The following is a 15,926-nucleotide window of genomic DNA, read 5'->3' on the forward strand; positions in this document are numbered from 1 at the left end:
ATGAGCTAAATGCGCCGCTCGGGACTGCAGGCGCTGTTTGGCTTAGACGAGAAGAGAACGCGGAGGACGTTCGGGAGTGTCGGCAACGAAGCCGAGCAAACGCTGCGGGCGGGCCAGAGACGGCTCGACTGCTTGCAGCGGTGGATTACTGACAACCACGCTATTCAACGCAACCGCACCAACGCAGAAGGCACACAGGCTGCACATGCGGTTGTCGCTCGGTTGCGTGGTGCCAGCGGCGCCAGGGTCGGAGGCAACAGCGCCGTGGTGAGGCATGGCAACAGCCCCGGAGTGATGCGCAGCCATCTGCTGGTTACCCTGACTGACCGCCCCAGCCTGATTGACCACTGCGCACAACTGCATGCCGATCGCCGCCATGCTCTGCGCCGGGAGGGCGAGCATCAGCATCCAGATCAAGGCAATTCGCAGCGGTTTGCGCATAGTGTTCGAGAGGGCCGGCAGAGAAGTCGAGACCTGCGGATTATCCACCGATTCGGCGGTTTGTCCATAATTGCAAATAGCCCACGGTCTGCAGCAGCGCGTGGCACTGGATCTGCAAGCGCCTTGGCAGGGCTGCAGATCCGCTGCCGAACGGGTCCAGCGAATGGCGCGACAACCCACATCCAGGGGAACCGATGAGTATTGAACTGCCTAGCGGCCTGAGCCCGCATCAAGCCGCCGCCCGCCTCAGTGCCGAAGGTCCCAACGAGCTGGGCACCGATCAGCGCCGCAGCCTGCTCAGCATCGCCGTTAGCGTGCTGCGTGAGCCAATGTTCCTGCTGTTGCTGGGTGCCGGGGCGATTTACCTGAGCATGGGCGACCCGCGTGAGGCGTTGATCCTGCTCGGTTTCGTGCTGGTCATCATCGCCATCACGGTGTTCCAGGAGCGCCATACCGAGCGCGCCCTGGAGTCGCTGCGCGACCTTTCAAGCCCCAGGGCGCTGGTTATCCGCGACGGCCAGCCTATGCGCATCGCCGGGCGCGACGTGGTGCGCGAGGACATACTGATGCTCGCCGAGGGCGACCGCGTACCCGCCGACGGCCTGCTCCTGCAGGCGCACGAACTGGCGGTGGATGAATCGATGCTCACCGGCGAATCCGCGGCGGTGGCCAAATTCGCCGATGGCAGCGAGGTTTTCGCCGGCACCCTGGTGGTTCGCGGGCAGGGTTTGATGCGGGTCAGCGCCACCGGCAAAGCCACCCAGATCGGTCATATCGGCCAGTCACTGCAGGACATCTCCCTGCAGTCGGCCCCGCTGCAGGCTGAAATCGCGCGCCTGACCCGGCGCCTGGCGTTGATCGGGGCCGGCTTGTGCGTGCTGCTGACGCTGCTCTATCAACTGTTGCGCGGCGGCTGGCTGGAGGCGTTGCTGGCCGGCATCACCCTGGCCATGGGCATCCTGCCGCAGGAACTGCCGGTGATCATGATCATCTTTCTGGCGCTCGGCGCGCGCCGAATCGCCCACCATCAGGTCCTCACGCGGCGTCTGAGCAGCATCGAAACCTTGGGGCAAACCAGCGTGCTGTGCGTGGATAAAACCGGCACGCTGACGCACAACCGCATGCAGGTGGCGGCCCTGTGCGTCGCCGGAAAGGTTCTCGAGGTCGATACGCTGACCTCCGCGGTGCTGCCGGAGGAGTTCCACGAGTTGCTCGAATACGCGGTGCTGGCCAGCGAAATCGAACCGCACGACCCGATGGAGCAAGCCTTTCACCGCTTCGCCCATGACTACCTGGCCAACACCGAACACCTGCACCCGGATTGGCTGCTGGTGCGCGAATACGAACTGTCGCCGGCACAATTGGCAATGTCGCACCTGTGGCAGGAACATGCCGCCGCACCGGCGTTCGTCGCCACCAAGGGCGCGCCCGAGGCGATTGTCGACCTCTGCCACCTGTCACCAAGCGAATGCCAACAGGTGCTGCAGCAGGCCGAACAGCTGGCCGAACGCGGTCTGCGGGTACTCGGCGTGGCCAAGGCGCGCCATTCCCCCGGCCCGCAATGGCCGGCCATTCAGCACGACTTTGCCTTGCAGTTCATCGGCCTACTCGGGCTGGCCGACCCGCTGCGCGACGACGTGCCTGCCGCCATCGCCGAATGCCAGCGCGCCGGTATCCGCCTGGTGATGATCACCGGCGATCATCCGCGCACGGCCCGGGCGATTGCCGCCGCAGCCGGTATCGCCAGCACGCGGGTGTGCAGCGGCAGCGACCTGACCTCGATGGATGCCAGCCAACTGGCCGACTGCCTGCGCACGACCAGCGTGTTTGCCCGGGTCAGCCCGCAGCAAAAACTGGCACTGGTGGAAAGCCTCAAGGCCAGTGGCGAGGTGGTGGCGATGACCGGCGACGGGGTCAACGATGCGCCAGCGCTCAAGGCCGCCCATATCGGCATTGCCATGGGCAAGCGCGGCACCGATGTGGCGCGTGAAGCGGCCGCGCTGGTGCTGCTCGACGACGATTTCAGCGCCATAGTTGCGGCCATCCGGCGCGGCCGGAAGATCTTCGCCAACCTGCGCCAGGCACTGATCTACACCATCGCCGTGCATATGCCGATCATCGGCTTGAGCCTCATGCCCGTCCTGCTGGGGTTGCCCCTGCTGCTGGCGCCGATTCATATCGCCTTTCTCGAACTGCTGATCAACCCGGCCTGCTCGATCGTGTTCGAGGCCGAGAACGGCCGTGGCGATCCGATGCGGCAGCCGCCACGCGCGCTGAACGAACCGTTGGTGAACATGCGCCACATCGTGTTGGGCATGCTCCAGGGCCTCGGCGTCAGCATAGTGGTGGTGGCCCTGTATCGCAGCGGACTGGCCAATGGTCTGACGCAGGATGTGGCCCGTGGCTTGGCCTTCATCACCCTGGTGGTGGCCAATACCGGGCTGATTCTCGCTAACCGTTCACCCGAACGCGGCTGGAGATCGATGCTGCTGGGGCTGTCCCGGGTCGGCAAATGGGTGCTTGCCGGTACCCTGGCGATGTTGCTGGTGGTTACCGCCATCACGCCGATTGCTCGGGTTTTTGCTTTTCAGCCCGCATCGATCGAGCAGTGGCTAGTGGCTTTTACCTACGGTGCCGCGCTGCTGATGTTCTTCGAATTGGTCAAGATCGGCATGCAGCAACGGCCATAGCGCTGAGAACCTGTGAAAAAACTCCCGTCTACTGCGACGGTGCTCGGGATTGCCTCAACCTCCGAGCCGCGAATGCTAGCCGCCCTGTTGGCCGGGACAGTCAGTTACGACTTTCCAGCACCTCGCGGCCGTTCAGCGGTTGGGTTGGCCGGGCATTCATCGGATAGAGTGTGCGGAAGGCGGCCAGCTGTTCTCCGGACACTTCAAGCGGTTCCTTGAGCACCTGCCAACGCACGTTCTCGCTGCATGGTGGGGTCGTCAGCGAACCCTCGAAAGAATAGTAGCCGCGCTTGTTGGGCAGGATTCGGCTGGGGTCAAAAGAGTCGGTCAGCCGGTATTTCCCACCTTCCGCCGGCAGTGTGGCGAAGACATTCGCCAGTGCCGGATTTTCCCTGCCTTCCTTGAACAGCACGGCGACGACCGCCAGTTGGCCCTCCGCGCTTTTGTGCACCAAGTGCGCGACCATCGGCATGGCCATGCCGGCAATCGTTTCCTCGCTGGGCGTATGGAAGTGGAACTGCAGCAACGCATAGTTCACGCCGGCTATTGCGATGCCACCCGATGCCGGCAGGTTGACCTGAACGGTGTGGCCGTTGTTCAGCACTTCGGCCGGCCCGGCGCTATACGCGAAATCGATCTCGGGCAGATCGGCCTTTAGTGCATTGCGAATATCGATCGGCGACTGCACCCGGCCCAGCGCGCAGGTGCTGAAGCCCGGATCCATCTGCGCCCAATACGTTGGCCCCTGCTCGCCTTGATAGCTCCAATGCGAGGGCTGCTGTTCGCCAGCAACCGCGGCGGATAGCAAAAGCGCAGCGAAAGCGCCCGGCAGAATGGCTCTCATGAGTATCCCTTCTCTCTAATGTCGTCGGATATGAACGCCGCCACAGCCAGGGGGCGATGGCAGCCATGACCAGGGGCAGTGTAGAGGGTCGGCACAGATACGGCGCTGAAGCTGGCCGTTTGTTCGCGATTACCCACTGATTGCCCACTGAGGTGCCACTGTTGTCACGCGGGTCAGGCCGATCATCTGCATGACAGCGACTGCCCACCATGCCAAGACGGCGACTGGACGAGCCCATTGGCTAATGCGACTTCCTCAGCGCGAGCAGCAGCAACAGGCTCAAGGCACCCAACATGGCCAGCCCGGAATCTTTCTGGGCATCCCATTCGTCGCCCTGGGTGCCCAGAAAGGCCGAGCCCAGTTCCGGGCTGACCAGCACGGCCGCGAGCATCTCCACCTGTTCGTAGAACGCGCTCATGGCCATCACCACCGCGAGACTGAGGATCGCCAGCCACCCGCCGCTGAGCCCGGCCGAACGCTGCAGTAATTCCCGCAGCGGGTAGACCAGCAGCAAGCCAAAGGAGAAGTGCACCAGCCGGTCGTAGTGGTTGCGATCCAGCGCAAGGGCCTCCTGAAACCAGAAGCCCAGGGGCGTTTCCGAGTAGGTGTAATGGGAGCCGTACAGGTGCATGCCCATGAACAGGGCGAACAGCCAATAGGCCGTCAGGGAAAAGGCAAAACGCCGGTAGGTCGCCAGCAACAAGCCGGCGAAAAAGAACACCAGCAGGTTTTCCAGCAACCAGTCCTCGCGACTCAACGGTTTGATCGCGGCCCACAGCCAGATCAGCAGGAGCATGCCCACGATCAGCGCCAACTGGCATTTGCGGCTGGGGGTTTCGATCATGGACGGCGTCACTCCGGACGGTTGCCGCCAAGGCGGCTGGCGGTGTCAAAGCAGCCGACGGCTCGGCCTGCTTGCAACTGTAGCAGGCCGGCGAAACATGCTGCGTGCCTCGAGTAGAACGAATCGCCTGGTTAACCCAGCATGCTCACATGCCTGGGATGGCTGGCCACCCGATCGAGCCAGGTGCGGATCGCCGGATAGGGGCCGAGATCGAAGCCGCCCTCGTCCGCCACATGGGTGTATGCGTACAGGGCGATATCGGCGATCGAATACTGCTCGCCAACCAGATATGAGGTGCGCTGCAGCTGCCGCTCCATGACCTTGAGCGACTTGTGGCCGCGGATATGGCACTCCTCGTACTCCTTGCGACGCGCCTCGGGCAGGCCCTGGTAGAGCTGGATGAAACGCGCCACGGCGATATAGGGCTCATGGCTGTACTGCTCGAAGAACTGCCATTGCAACACCTGGGTGCGCAGGCGCGGCTCGCTGGGCAGAAACTCAGTACCGTCGGCGAGAAAATTGAGAATCGCATTGGACTCCCACAGGCAGGTTCCGTCTTCCAGCTCCAGCACCGGGATCTTGCCGTTGGGATTCTTGGCCAGGAAGGCCTCGCTCTGGGTCTCGCCCTTGAGGATGTCCACCGGCACCCACTCATGGGCAATACCCAGCAGGTTGAGCATCAACTTGACCTTGTAGCAGTTGCCCGAACGGTAATCGCCATAAACCTTGTACATTGCCCGCCCTCCTCTGAATTCCTATGGTGTGCTGCTAGCCGCTACCCGGTACTCAAGCTGCCTCGGCAGCCTGCGCCTGGCGGATCACCTCGGCCAGGCGCTTGAGGCCTTCGCCCAAACGCTCCGGCGCCACATGGCTGAAGTTAAGCCGCAAATGCCCCGGATGTTGATCCGGATCGATGAAAAACGGCTCCCCCGGCATGAAGGCGACGTTCTGCGCCAGCGCCGGTGCCAGCAGTGTGCGGGTATCCAGCGGCTGCTTGAGGGTCAGCCAGAAAAACAGCCCACCCTGGGGAATCTGCCAATCGGCCAGGTCGCCGAAGTGCTCCTGCAACACCGCCTGCATGGCGTCGCGGCGGATGCGGTAGAAGTCGCGCAACTCGGCCAGGTGCTCGCGGTAATGCCGGGTGCCCAGCCATTGCAGGGCCTGCCACTGGCCGATGCGGTTGGTGTGCAGGTCGGCCGACTGCTTGAGGCGCAGCAGGTAGGGATACAGATCCGGGGTGGCAATCAGGTAGCCGACGCGCAGGCCCGGCAGCAGGGTCTTGGAGACGGTGCCAGTGTAGATCCAGCTGGCCTTGTGCAGACGACTGACGATAGGCGTGGCGCTGCCTTCGTCGAACACCAGGTCGCGGTAGGGCTCGTCCTCGATCAGGGTCACGCCGAACTCATCGAGCAGCGCCGCCACGGCATCGCGCTTGGCCTCGCTGTAGCGCACCGCCGAGGGGTTCTGAAAGGTCGGGATCAGGTAGGCGAAGGCCGGCTTGTGGTTCTCCAGACGCTGGCGCAAGGCATCGATCTGTGGGCCATCGGCCTCTTGCGCTACGGCGATGCAATCAGCGCCGAACAGCTGGAAGGCCTGCAACGCGGCCAGGTAGGTCGGCGCCTCGAGCAGCACTTCGGTACCCGGATCGATAAACAGCTTGCTGGCCAGGTCCAGGGTCTGCTGCGAACCGCTGACGATCAGCACCTGGCTGGCGTCGCAGGGTACGCCCAGGGCGCGGGCTTCCTCGGCGATGGCCTCGCGCAATTCCGGCTCGCCTTCGCTCATGCCGTACTGGCCCATGCTGGTCGGCATATCCGCCCATTCGACCTTGGGCAGCATCGGCTCGGCCGGCAGGCCACCGGCGAAGGACATCACCTCCGGGCGCTGCGCCGCGGCGAGGATTTCACGGATCAGGGAGCTTTTCAGGCGGGCAACGCGTTCGGAGAAGGCCATGGAGACACCGGTAGCAAAGGCGAATAAAAATAGGTCAAACTGTTTATAGGTCAACCTGTTTGACCGAAATTACGATGCCCCGCCCCAATACGTCAATAGGCTTGACCTTAATGCCTGACCTAAACAACGTCACCACCCAGCAGACCGCCATGGAAGCCTTCTTCTTCGGCTACCAGGCGTTCACCGCCAAGGCCGACGAAATGCTCGCGCGCCGCGGCCTGTCGCGGGTGCATCACCGCATTCTGTTTTTTATCGGCAAGTACCCGGGCCTGAGCATGAAGGAATTGCTGGCCTACCTGGGGGTGAGCAAGCAGGCGCTGAATACGCCGCTGCGCCAGTTGCTGGAAATGCACCTGGTGCAGAGCCTGACCGCCGAGGACGATAAACGTAAGCGCCTGCTCGGTTTCACCGCCGAGGGCGCCAAGCTGGAGCTGGCCCTGCGCCGCGAGCAGGCCAAGCTGCTGCAACGGGCCTTCGCCGAAGTCGGCGAGGCCGCGGTGCAGGGCTGGTTGCGGGTCAATCAGGCGCTGGCAGGCAAGAGCCCGGAGCCAGAAGCCGGTACGCATCAATAACTCGCTATGGCTGGTGCACACGGTGTCCAGCCGGGATACATGGCGCACCCTACGGCCACAAGCAGGCTCGCGGTGCTGCTGCAGCGAAAAAACTGTACCGGTATTTTGCGCAAGCACTTTAAAACTGTTACGCCCATTGCCCGCCCCGCTGTACCGCGACGTCCTGCCCCACGACCCTTAGGCTGAGCAGCACTGACCCCGAGTGCCGCCGCCATGACCACCGAACTGCTGATCGCCTTTATCGCCTTTGCCTTCGTCACCTCGGTGACGCCGGGGCCGAACAACATGATGCTGCTCGCCTCCGGGGTGAACTTCGGCATGCGCCGCAGCCTGCCGCACATGTTCGGCATCAGCCTGGGCTTCATGCTGCTGGTGATGGCCGTCGGCTTGGGCCTTGGCCAGGTGTTCGAGCAGGTGCCGCTGCTCTACAGCGTGCTGCGCTATCTGGGCGCGGCCTATCTGCTCTACCTGGCCTGGAACATCGCCCACGCCGGAGCACCGGACAGCCAGGCCCAGGCCAGTGGCAAGCCATTCAGCTTCCTCCAGGCCGCGGCCTTTCAATGGGTCAACCCCAAGGCCTGGGTGATGGCCATCGGTGCGATCACCACCTATACGCCGCAGGACAATTTCGTGGTCAACGTGCTGCTGATCGCCGCCCTGTTCGCCCTGGTCAACTGCCCCAGCGTCGGCCTCTGGACCATGGCCGGCAGCCTGCTGCGCAACTGGTTGAGCAACCCGCGGGTGCTGCGCGGCTTCAATATCGGCATGGCCCTGCTCCTGGTGGCCTCGCTCTACCCCATCTTCGCCGACGTGCAGGAAGTGCTCTGATGCAGGAACTGACCCAAGGCCGCCTGCGCCCGCTGAGCGACAGCTCCACCTCGGCGGTGGTCGCCGGCTTTATCGGCATGCTCACCGGCTACACCAGCTCGCTGGTGCTGATGTTCCAGGCCGGTCAGGCTGCCGGCCTCTCCAGCGGGCAGATTTCCTCGTGGATCTGGGCGCTGTCGATCGGCATGGCGGTGACCAGCATCGGCCTGTCGCTGCGCTACCGCGCGCCGGTGATGATCGCCTGGTCGACCCCCGGCGCCGCCTTGCTGATCACCAGCCTGCCGGGGGTGCCCTACGGCGAGGCGATCGGCGCCTATATCCTCGCCTCGGGGCTGATCGTACTGATCGGCCTGACCGGCACATTCGATCGTTTGATGCGGTGCATTCCCGGCTCCATCGCCGCCGCCCTGCTGGCCGGGGTGCTGTTCAAGATCGGCCTGGAAATCTGCGGCGCCGCCGAACAACAACCCGTGCTGGTAGTGGCCATGCTGTTCGCCTACCTGCTGGGCAAGCGCCTGCTGCCGCGCTATGCGGTGCTCGCCGCACTGATCGTCGGCTGCCTGCTGGCCGGGTTGTTCGGCCTGCTGGACTTCAGCGAATTCGAGTTGCAATTGGCCACGCCCGAATGGACCACGCCGAGCTTTTCCTGGGCCGCGTCGATCAGCATCGGCATTCCGCTGTTCATCGTCGCCATGGCCTCGCAGAACCTGCCGGGCATGGCCGTGCTGCGCGCCAACGGCTACAACGTACCGGCCTCACCGCTGTTGAACACCACCGGTCTGGCCTCGATATTGTTGGCGCCCTTCGGCTCCCACGGCATCCATATGGCGGCGATCAGCGCGGCGATCTGCGCCGGCCCCGAAGCCCACGAAGACCCGAGCAAACGCTATACCGCGGCGGTCTGGTGCGGGCTGTTCTACGGCATCGCCGGGATCTTCGGCGCCACCCTGGCCGCCCTGTTCACCGCCCTGCCCAAGGCGCTGATCCTGTCGATCGCCGCCCTGGCCCTGTTTGCTTCGATCATCGGCGGTCTGACCCAGGCCATGAGTGAACCCAGGGAACGTGAGGCGGCGCTGATCACCTTCCTGGTCACCGCCTCGGGCATGACCCTGTTCTCGGTCGGTTCAGCCTTCTGGGGGATAGTGGCGGGACTGCTGACCCTGGCGATTCTGAACTGGGGCAAGGATTGATGGGTATCGGGGCTCAGAGGCTTTGTAGGAGCGGCGGGGGCGCCTAGCTCATGGCCGCGACAGGGCATGCCTGCAAAAAGCATCGCGGGCATGGCCCGCTCCTACGAAACGCCCGAGAACCGTGGCCCGGATGCAATCCGGGGGCATTGGGCGAGGCGGTAATTTTCCCGGATTTCATCCGGGCTACTCGTAGGTTGGCCACCCCAAAGAACAAAGGCGCCTGGATAGGCGCCTTTGTTTTGCTCCGAGAGAAGCGCGATCAGATCGCGGTCGCCCCGCCGTCCACCGCCAGGGCGTGGCCGGTGGTGAAGGCGGCGCCGTCGCAGCACAGGTAGAGCACTGCGGTGGCGATTTCCTCGACCTTGCCGATGCGCCCGACCGGGTGCATGGCCGCGGCGAACTCGGCCTTTTTCGGGTCGGCCTCGTGGGCGCGGCGGAACATGTCGGTGTCGATCACCGCCGGGCACACCGCGTTGACGCGGATCTTCTTCTTCGCGTACTCCACCGCCGCCGATTTGGTCAGGCCGATCACCGCATGCTTGGAGGCGCTGTAGATGCTCATCTTCGGCGCCGCGCCGAGGCCGGCGACCGAGGCGGTGTTGACGATGGCACCGCCGCCCTGGGCCAGCAGCAACGGAATCTGGTACTTCATGCACAGCCACACGCCTTTGACGTTGACGCCCATGAGAGCGTCGAACTCGGCCTCGCTGCCATCGGCCAGCTTGCCCTTCTCGATCTCGATGCCGGCATTGTTGAAGGCGTAATCCAGCCGACCGAAGGCAGCTACGGTACGCTCCATCAGCTCTTTGACTTCGGCGTCGCGGGTGACGTCGCAACGCACGAAAAGTGCATCGCCACCGGCCGCGCGAATCAGCTCTGCGGTGCCTTCGCCACCGGCCACGTCGACATCGGAAACCACTACCTTGAGGCCTTCGTTGGCGAAAGCCACGGCCGTCGCACGGCCGATACCTGCAGCGCCACCGGTGACCAGGGCAACCTGGCCGGAAAAGCTCAAACTCATCTGTGTGTCCTCGCAAGGCGTGAATGTCTGCGCCGAGTCTAGTCAGAGCGGCAGCCGCGGCGGCAGCACTATTCGAACAGCGGTTATGCCTTCATCCAAAATAATGATTAACACCCCCGCCGTGCCATCACCCGAATGGATCGCCAGCCATTCGGCTCCAGGGCAAACCTTGCCCATCGGCCCGGCAGGGGCTATCACAAGTCTTTCCGTTCAATGAGTACCGACCATGACTGCCAGCCTCAACCGCCAATTCCTCCTCGCCCAACGCCCCGTCGGCCTGCCCAGCCGCGACACCTTCAGCTATGTGGAAACCCCGCTCGGCGAGCCCGGACCCGGACAGATCCTGGTCAAGAACCTCTATCTGTCCCTCGACCCGGCCATGCGTGGCTGGATGAACGATGCCAAGTCCTATATCCCGCCGGTCGGCATCGGCGAAGTGATGCGCGCCCTCGGCGTCGGTGAGGTGGTCGCCTCGCAGCACCCCGATTTCGCCGTCGGCGACCATGTCAACGGCGCCCTCGGCGTGCAGGACTACTTCCTCGGCGAACCCAAGGGCTTCTACAAGGTCGACCCCAAGCGCGCACCACTGCCGCTGTACCTGTCGGCCCTGGGCATGACCGGCATGACCGCCTATTTCGCCCTGCTCGATGTCGGCGCGCCCAAGGCTGGTGAAACCGTGGTGATCTCCGGCGCCGCCGGCGCGGTCGGCAGCATTGCCGGGCAGATTGCCAAGCTCAAGGGCTGCCGCGTGGTCGGCATTGCCGGCGGCGCGGACAAGTGCAAGTTCCTGATCGACGAACTGGGCTTCGACGGCGCCATCGACTACAAGAATGAAGACCTGCACGCCGCCCTGAAGCGCGAGTGCCCGAAAGGTGTGGACGTGTATTTCGACAACGTCGGCGGCGACATTCTCGATGCCGTACTGACGCGCCTCAGGTTCAAGGCGCGGGTGGTGATCTGCGGCGCCATCAGCCAGTACAACAGCAAGGAAGCGATCAAGGGCCCGGCCAACTACCTGAACCTGCTGGTCAACAGCGCGCGCATGGAAGGCATGGTGGTGATGACCTACGCCCCGCGCTTCGCCGAGGCCGCCCAGGAAATGGCCGGCTGGATGGCCAGCGGCAAGCTGAAGTCCAAGGAAGACATCATCAGCGGCCTGCAGACCTTCCCGGAAACCCTGCTCAAGCTGTTCAGCGGCGAGAACTTCGGCAAGCTGGTGCTCAAGGTCGAGTAACACCGTAGGAGTGCCCCTGCTCCCGTAGCCGGATGCAATCCGGGAGCGGAAGCAGGTCTTGCACCGATTCCCCGGATTGCATTCACCCTACGGTCTGGGTCGATGCAACATGGCTGAACACACGGCGCACCCTACGCCTCGGCGACCTCCAACTCCCGCTGTTTCAGCGGCCGCCAGCTACGCAGCAGCATGTACAAAGTCGGGATCACGAACAGGGTGAAGAAGGTGCCGACCAGCAGGCCGCCGACGATCACCAGGCCGATCTGCTGGCGGCTTTCAGCGCCGGCACCGCTGGCAATTGCCAGTGGCAAGGAACCCAGGACCATCGCCCCGGTAGTCATCAGGATCGGCCGCAGGCGCTGCACCGAGGCGTCTATCACCGCGCCGCGCAGCTCATGGCCCTGGCGCAGCAGCACGTTGGCGAATTCGACGATGAGGATGCCGTGCTTGGTGATCAGGCCGATCAGGGTCACCAGGCCGATCTGCGAGTAGATATTCAGGGTGCCGTCAAACAGGGTCAGCGCCAGCAAGGCGCCGGCCATCGACAGGGGCACGCTGAACAGGATGATCAGCGGATCGCTGAAACTCTCGAACTGCGCCGCCAGCACCAGGAAGATAAAGGCCAGGGCCAGGGCGAAGATCAGCGCGATGCCGGCGCCGGACTCCTTGAAGTCACGCGAGGTACCGGTGAAGTCGTACTGGGTTTCCGGCGGGAATACCGTGCGCGCGGAGCTTTCCAGGTAGTCCAGGGCTTCACCCAGGGTGTAGCCGGCACCAACGTTGGCGCTCACCGTCACCGCACGCAACTGGTTGAAGTGGTTGAGTTCGCGCGGCGCCACCGTCTCGCGCACCTCGATCAGGTTGGACAGTTGCACCATGCTGTCGTCACGCCCGCGCACATAGACGCGGTCGAGATCCTGCGGGTTGCTGCGGTCGACGTCCTGCAACTGCACCATCACGTCGTACTGCTCGCCGTTCTGCTTGAAGCGGGTCACCTGGCGGCTGCCGAACAGGCTTTCCAGGCTGCGGCCGATGGTCGCCACGTCCGTGCCGACCGCCACCGCCTGTTCACGGTTGATCGTCACCTTGAGCTGCGGCGCGTTCAGCTTGAGGTCGCTGTCCAGGCTTTCCAGACCGGGATAGTCACGCAGGCCGTCCAACAGTTCATCGACGTAGCCCTGCAACTCGGCAAATTCCATCGAGGAGCGGATCACGAAGTTGACCGGCTGATTGCGCGCGCTCTGCCCCAGCGGCGGCCGGTTGACCGGAAAAGCCCGCACCCCGGCGATTTCCTGGAACTTGGGCAGCAGCTCGTTGCGGATCTCGAACTGACTGCGCGAGCGATCGCCCCAGTCTTCCAGCTTCATGAAGGAAATGCCCTGGGCCACGGTGGGGAAACCGGCGATCACCATGTAGCGATTGGTCTCCGGGATGCTCTCGTAGGCCGCCTCGATTTCCCGCGCATAGCGCCCGGTGTAGCCGATGGTGGCGCCGTCCGGGCCGTTGAACACGCCGATGATGGTGCTGGTGTCTTCGGTCGGCGCCAGTTCCGACTTCAAGCCGGCGAACAGCAACAGGCAGGCCAGCAGGGCCAGCGCCAGCACCCCCAGCACCAGCCACCAGGCGGCCAGGGCGCGGGCCAGCAAGCGCCTGTAGCCATGGGTCAGGCCGTTGAGAAAATCCTCGATCAGGTTGTACAGACGGTTGTGCCGCTCGCCGGCCCGGTGCGGCTTGAGCAGTACCGCGCACATCATCGGGGTCAGGGTCAGGGCAACGAAACCCGAGACCAGCACGGCGCCGGCCAGGGTCCAGGCGAACTCGGTGAACAGCTTGCCGGTGCTGCCCTGCATGAAACCGATGGGAGTGAACACCGCGGCCAGGGTCAGGGTCATGGCGATCACCGCGAAGGCGATCTCGCGGCTGCCCTTGAGCGCCGCCTGCACTGGGGCCATGCCCTCTTCGATATGCCGGTGGATGTTTTCCAGCATGACGATGGCGTCGTCCACCACCAGACCGATCGCCAGCACCATGGCCAGCAGGGTCAGGGTGTTGATGGTGAAGCCCATCAGGCTCATCAGGGCGAAGGCGCCGATCAGCGACACCGGGATGGTCACCAGCGGAATGAGGGTGGCGCGCAGCGAACGGAGGAAGATGAAGATGATCAGGATGACCAGCGCCACCGCTTCCCAGATGGTGATGAAGACGTTGTCGATCGACTCGCGAATGAACAGCGAGCTGTCGTGGGCCACCACCAGGTGCATGCCGTCCGGCAGCAGGGTACGCACCTCCGGCAGGGCCGCAGCCAGGCCGTCGGAGATATCCAGCGGGTTGGCCGTGGCCTGCTTGATCACCCCCATGGACACCGCCGGGCGGCCCTTGAAGCGCACGATGCTGCGCTCGCTCTGCGCGCCGATTTCGGCATAGCCGACATCGGCCAGGCGCAGCAGATAGCCTTGCGAGTCGTCGAGAATCAGCTCATTGAATTGCTGCGGGGTATTCAGGTCGGTTTCCGAGAGCACGGTGAATTCGCGCTCTTGCGACTCAATGCGCCCGGCGGGGATCTCCACGTTCTGTCGGCGCAGGGCGTCTTCGACGTCCTGCACGGTGAGGTTGTGCGCGGCGAGCTTTTCCGGGTCGAGCCAGATGCGCATGGCCAGGGTGCGGCCGCCGCGGATCTGCACCTCGGCGACGCCGGGGATGGTCTGCAGGCGGTCCTTGATCACCCGCTCCAGCACATCGGTGATCTCCATGGCGTTGTAGCGTTCGCTGTAGGACGCCAGCCAGATCACCGGCTGGGCATCGGCCTCGACCTTCTGCACGATGGGCTCGTCGATCTCGTCCGGCAGCAGCCCACGCACCCGGCCGAGCCGGTCGCGCACGTCGTTGGCCGCTTCGTCGCTGTTGGCGCCCAGCTTGAACTGGGCAGTGATCTGGGTGTTTTCCGAACGGCTGATGGAACTGACGAAATCCAGCCCCTCGATGCCCGAGAGCACATCCTCGATCGGCTGGGCGACCTGGGACTCCATGATTTCCGGACTGGCCCCTGGATAGCCGACGTTGACCGTGACGATGGGCACGTCGATGTTCGGGTACTCGCGTACGCTCAGGCGCTGATAGGCCATCAGACCGAGCAGCACCACGATCAGCGACAGCACGGTGGCGAACACCGGCCGGCGGATGCAGATGTCCGAGAGCGTCATTGGCCGCTCTCCGTCGGGCGGGGCTCCACCACCTTGGTGCGCACCGCCATGCCCGCGCGCACCTTCTGCCAACCGGCGCTGATCAGGGTTTCATCACCGACCAGGCCTTCGCGCACCTCCACCCTGCCGGCGCTACGCTTGCCCAGTTTGACCTCGCGCAGCTCGACCTTGCCGTCCACCACTTGGTTGACCAGCAGGCGTTCGCCGACCGGCATCACTGCTTCCTCGGGGATCACCAGGGCCTCGGGGCGCTCGGCGAGAATCACCGACACCTTGACGAACTGCCCGGGGTTCAGGCGCCCATCGGCATTGTCGATATGGGCGCGAATCGCCTGGCTGCGCCCGGCTTCATCCAGGCGCGGGTTGATGGCGTAGATCTCGCCGCTGAAGCGCTCGCCCGGATAGGCGTCGAGGCTGATCTCGATGCTCTGCTGCAGGCGAATCTGGCTGACCGCCTTCTGCGGAATACGGAAGTCGACCTTGAGCGGATCGAGCACCTCCAGGTTGACGATGTCCTGACCGGCACTCAGGTAGTCGCCCGGGCTGACATGGCGCAGGCCCAGGACCCCGTCGTGGGGTGCATGGATCCGGGTCTTGTCCAGGCGCGCCTGAGCCAGCGCCAGGCTGGCGCGGGCAGCTTGCTGCTGGGCGCTGGCTTCATCCAGCGCTTGGGCATTGCTGGCGCCGCGTTTGAACAGCATCTGCGCGCGCTGATGATTTTTTTCCGCCAGATTCAGATTGGCCTGCGCCTGGGCCCGTTCGGCACGGGAAATCGCATCGTCGAGGCTGACCAACAGCGTCCCGGCCGTGACGGCCTGGCCTTCGCGGAAATGCAAGGAGGCCAGACGTCCTTCGATTTCCGGGCGGATCATCACCGACTCATCGGAGCGCAGCGAGCCGAAGGTAATCAGCTCGTCGCGCACCAGGGCTTTTTCCACCTGCACGACTTCGACCAACGGGCCTTCGGCCGCCTGCGCCAATGGCCAAAGAGTCGAAAGCAGCAGCAATGCGGCGAATAACGGGCGCGGACGGGCAGACATATACAACCCCAATGATTCTGTAGAGGCTGAGTCTAACGGCTTCGCCGCGCCTTTCAGCCGTTAAAGATG

The 15,926-nt window shown here is 64.1% G+C and carries 13 protein-coding genes; 5 read left to right on the forward strand and 8 right to left on the reverse strand.

All coding sequences use genetic code 11. The annotated features are described in order from the left end of the window. Window positions 1-42: 42 nt before the first annotated feature. Window positions 43-489, reverse strand: coding sequence for a hypothetical protein (locus R3355_RS04805; protein WP_318960285.1), 447 nt, complete (start codon window positions 487-489; stop codon window positions 43-45). A gap of 146 nt (window positions 490-635) precedes the next feature. Between R3355_RS04805 and R3355_RS04810 the strand changes: the two genes are divergently transcribed. Next, window positions 636-3,131, forward strand: coding sequence for a cation-translocating P-type ATPase (locus R3355_RS04810; protein ID WP_318960286.1), 2,496 nt, complete (start codon window positions 636-638; stop codon window positions 3,129-3,131). A 100-nt stretch (window positions 3,132-3,231) separates the two neighbouring features. On the opposite strand, the gene R3355_RS04815 is transcribed toward R3355_RS04810, so the two are convergent. The 4 genes from R3355_RS04815 to R3355_RS04830 all read right to left on the reverse strand — a co-directional run bounded on the left by R3355_RS04815 (window position 3,232) and on the right by R3355_RS04830 (window position 6,772). Beyond that, entirely contained in the window at window positions 3,232-3,975 is a 744-nt protein-coding gene (locus R3355_RS04815) for a carbonic anhydrase (protein WP_318960287.1), read from the reverse strand. 241 nt (window positions 3,976-4,216) lie between these two features. Then, window positions 4,217-4,819 carry a DUF2238 domain-containing protein gene (locus R3355_RS04820; protein WP_318960288.1) on the reverse strand — a complete coding sequence of 201 codons (603 nt, stop codon included), beginning with the start codon at window positions 4,817-4,819 and terminating at the stop codon, window positions 4,217-4,219. Window positions 4,820-4,950: 131 nt separating this feature from the next. Beyond that, window positions 4,951-5,553: a glutathione S-transferase family protein gene (locus R3355_RS04825; protein ID WP_318960289.1), complete on the reverse strand. Its 603-nt coding sequence runs from the start codon at window positions 5,551-5,553 to the stop codon at window positions 4,951-4,953. A 52-nt stretch (window positions 5,554-5,605) separates the two neighbouring features. Continuing rightward, window positions 5,606-6,772 (reverse strand): PLP-dependent aminotransferase family protein, encoded by a 1,167-nt coding sequence (locus R3355_RS04830; RefSeq protein ID WP_318960290.1) that lies wholly within the window; start codon window positions 6,770-6,772, stop codon window positions 5,606-5,608. Between the two features lie 110 nt (window positions 6,773-6,882). On the opposite strand from R3355_RS04830, the gene R3355_RS04835 reads away from it, so the two are divergent. From R3355_RS04835 to R3355_RS04845, 3 genes are all read left to right on the forward strand, one after another. After that, on the forward strand, window positions 6,883-7,344 hold the full coding sequence (locus R3355_RS04835; protein ID WP_318946003.1) for a MarR family winged helix-turn-helix transcriptional regulator: 462 nt from the start codon (window positions 6,883-6,885) through the stop codon (window positions 7,342-7,344). A 213-nt stretch (window positions 7,345-7,557) separates the two neighbouring features. Then, a complete protein-coding gene (locus R3355_RS04840; protein ID WP_318960291.1) occupies window positions 7,558-8,172 on the forward strand; it encodes a LysE family translocator in 615 nt (204 codons plus the stop codon). Then, entirely contained in the window at window positions 8,172-9,362 is a 1,191-nt protein-coding gene (locus R3355_RS04845; RefSeq protein ID WP_318960292.1) for a benzoate/H(+) symporter BenE family transporter, read from the forward strand. The genes R3355_RS04840 and R3355_RS04845 overlap by 1 nt, the downstream gene beginning before the upstream one ends. A gap of 259 nt (window positions 9,363-9,621) precedes the next feature. On the opposite strand, the gene R3355_RS04850 is transcribed toward R3355_RS04845, so the two are convergent. Beyond that, on the reverse strand, window positions 9,622-10,383 hold the full coding sequence (locus tag R3355_RS04850) for an SDR family oxidoreductase (protein ID WP_318960293.1): 762 nt from the start codon (window positions 10,381-10,383) through the stop codon (window positions 9,622-9,624). Window positions 10,384-10,609: 226 nt separating this feature from the next. Here R3355_RS04850 and R3355_RS04855 point away from each other — a divergent pair, with 226 nt between their 5' ends. Further along, entirely contained in the window at window positions 10,610-11,617 is a 1,008-nt protein-coding gene (locus R3355_RS04855) for an NADP-dependent oxidoreductase (RefSeq protein ID WP_318960294.1), read from the forward strand. 131 nt (window positions 11,618-11,748) lie between these two features. On the opposite strand, the gene R3355_RS04860 is transcribed toward R3355_RS04855, so the two are convergent. After that, a complete protein-coding gene (locus tag R3355_RS04860; protein WP_318960295.1) occupies window positions 11,749-14,817 on the reverse strand; it encodes an efflux RND transporter permease subunit in 3,069 nt (1,022 codons plus the stop codon). Continuing rightward, complete coding sequence (locus tag R3355_RS04865) at window positions 14,814-15,857, reverse strand: efflux RND transporter periplasmic adaptor subunit (RefSeq protein WP_318960296.1); 1,044 nt, start codon at window positions 15,855-15,857, stop codon at window positions 14,814-14,816. The genes R3355_RS04860 and R3355_RS04865 overlap by 4 nt, the downstream gene beginning before the upstream one ends. Between the last annotated feature and the right edge of the window lie 69 nt (window positions 15,858-15,926).

It is taken from the genome of Pseudomonas sp., assembly GCF_033723075.1.
GTDB lineage: Bacteria > Pseudomonadota > Gammaproteobacteria > Pseudomonadales > Pseudomonadaceae > Aquipseudomonas.

Bases quoted from the DNA above. Each gene is read 5' to 3' on its own strand.
- R3355_RS04810 (WP_318960286.1), top strand. From the start codon at position 636: ATGAGTATTGAACTGCCTAGCGGCCTGAGCCCGCATCAAGCCGCCGCC.
- R3355_RS04815 (WP_318960287.1), bottom strand. From the start codon at position 3,975: ATGAGAGCCATTCTGCCGGGCGCTTTCGCTGCGCTTTTGCTATCCGCC.
- R3355_RS04820 (WP_318960288.1), bottom strand. From the start codon at position 4,819: ATGATCGAAACCCCCAGCCGCAAATGCCAGTTGGCGCTGATCGTGGGC.
- R3355_RS04825 (WP_318960289.1), bottom strand. From the start codon at position 5,553: ATGTACAAGGTTTATGGCGATTACCGTTCGGGCAACTGCTACAAGGTC.
- R3355_RS04830 (WP_318960290.1), bottom strand. From the start codon at position 6,772: ATGGCCTTCTCCGAACGCGTTGCCCGCCTGAAAAGCTCCCTGATCCGT.
- R3355_RS04835 (WP_318946003.1), top strand. From the start codon at position 6,883: ATGCCTGACCTAAACAACGTCACCACCCAGCAGACCGCCATGGAAGCC.
- R3355_RS04840 (WP_318960291.1), top strand. From the start codon at position 7,558: ATGACCACCGAACTGCTGATCGCCTTTATCGCCTTTGCCTTCGTCACC.
- R3355_RS04845 (WP_318960292.1), top strand. From the start codon at position 8,172: ATGCAGGAACTGACCCAAGGCCGCCTGCGCCCGCTGAGCGACAGCTCC.
- R3355_RS04850 (WP_318960293.1), bottom strand. From the start codon at position 10,383: ATGAGTTTGAGCTTTTCCGGCCAGGTTGCCCTGGTCACCGGTGGCGCT.
- R3355_RS04855 (WP_318960294.1), top strand. From the start codon at position 10,610: ATGACTGCCAGCCTCAACCGCCAATTCCTCCTCGCCCAACGCCCCGTC.
- R3355_RS04860 (WP_318960295.1), bottom strand. From the start codon at position 14,817: ATGACGCTCTCGGACATCTGCATCCGCCGGCCGGTGTTCGCCACCGTG.
- R3355_RS04865 (WP_318960296.1), bottom strand. From the start codon at position 15,857: ATGTCTGCCCGTCCGCGCCCGTTATTCGCCGCATTGCTGCTGCTTTCG.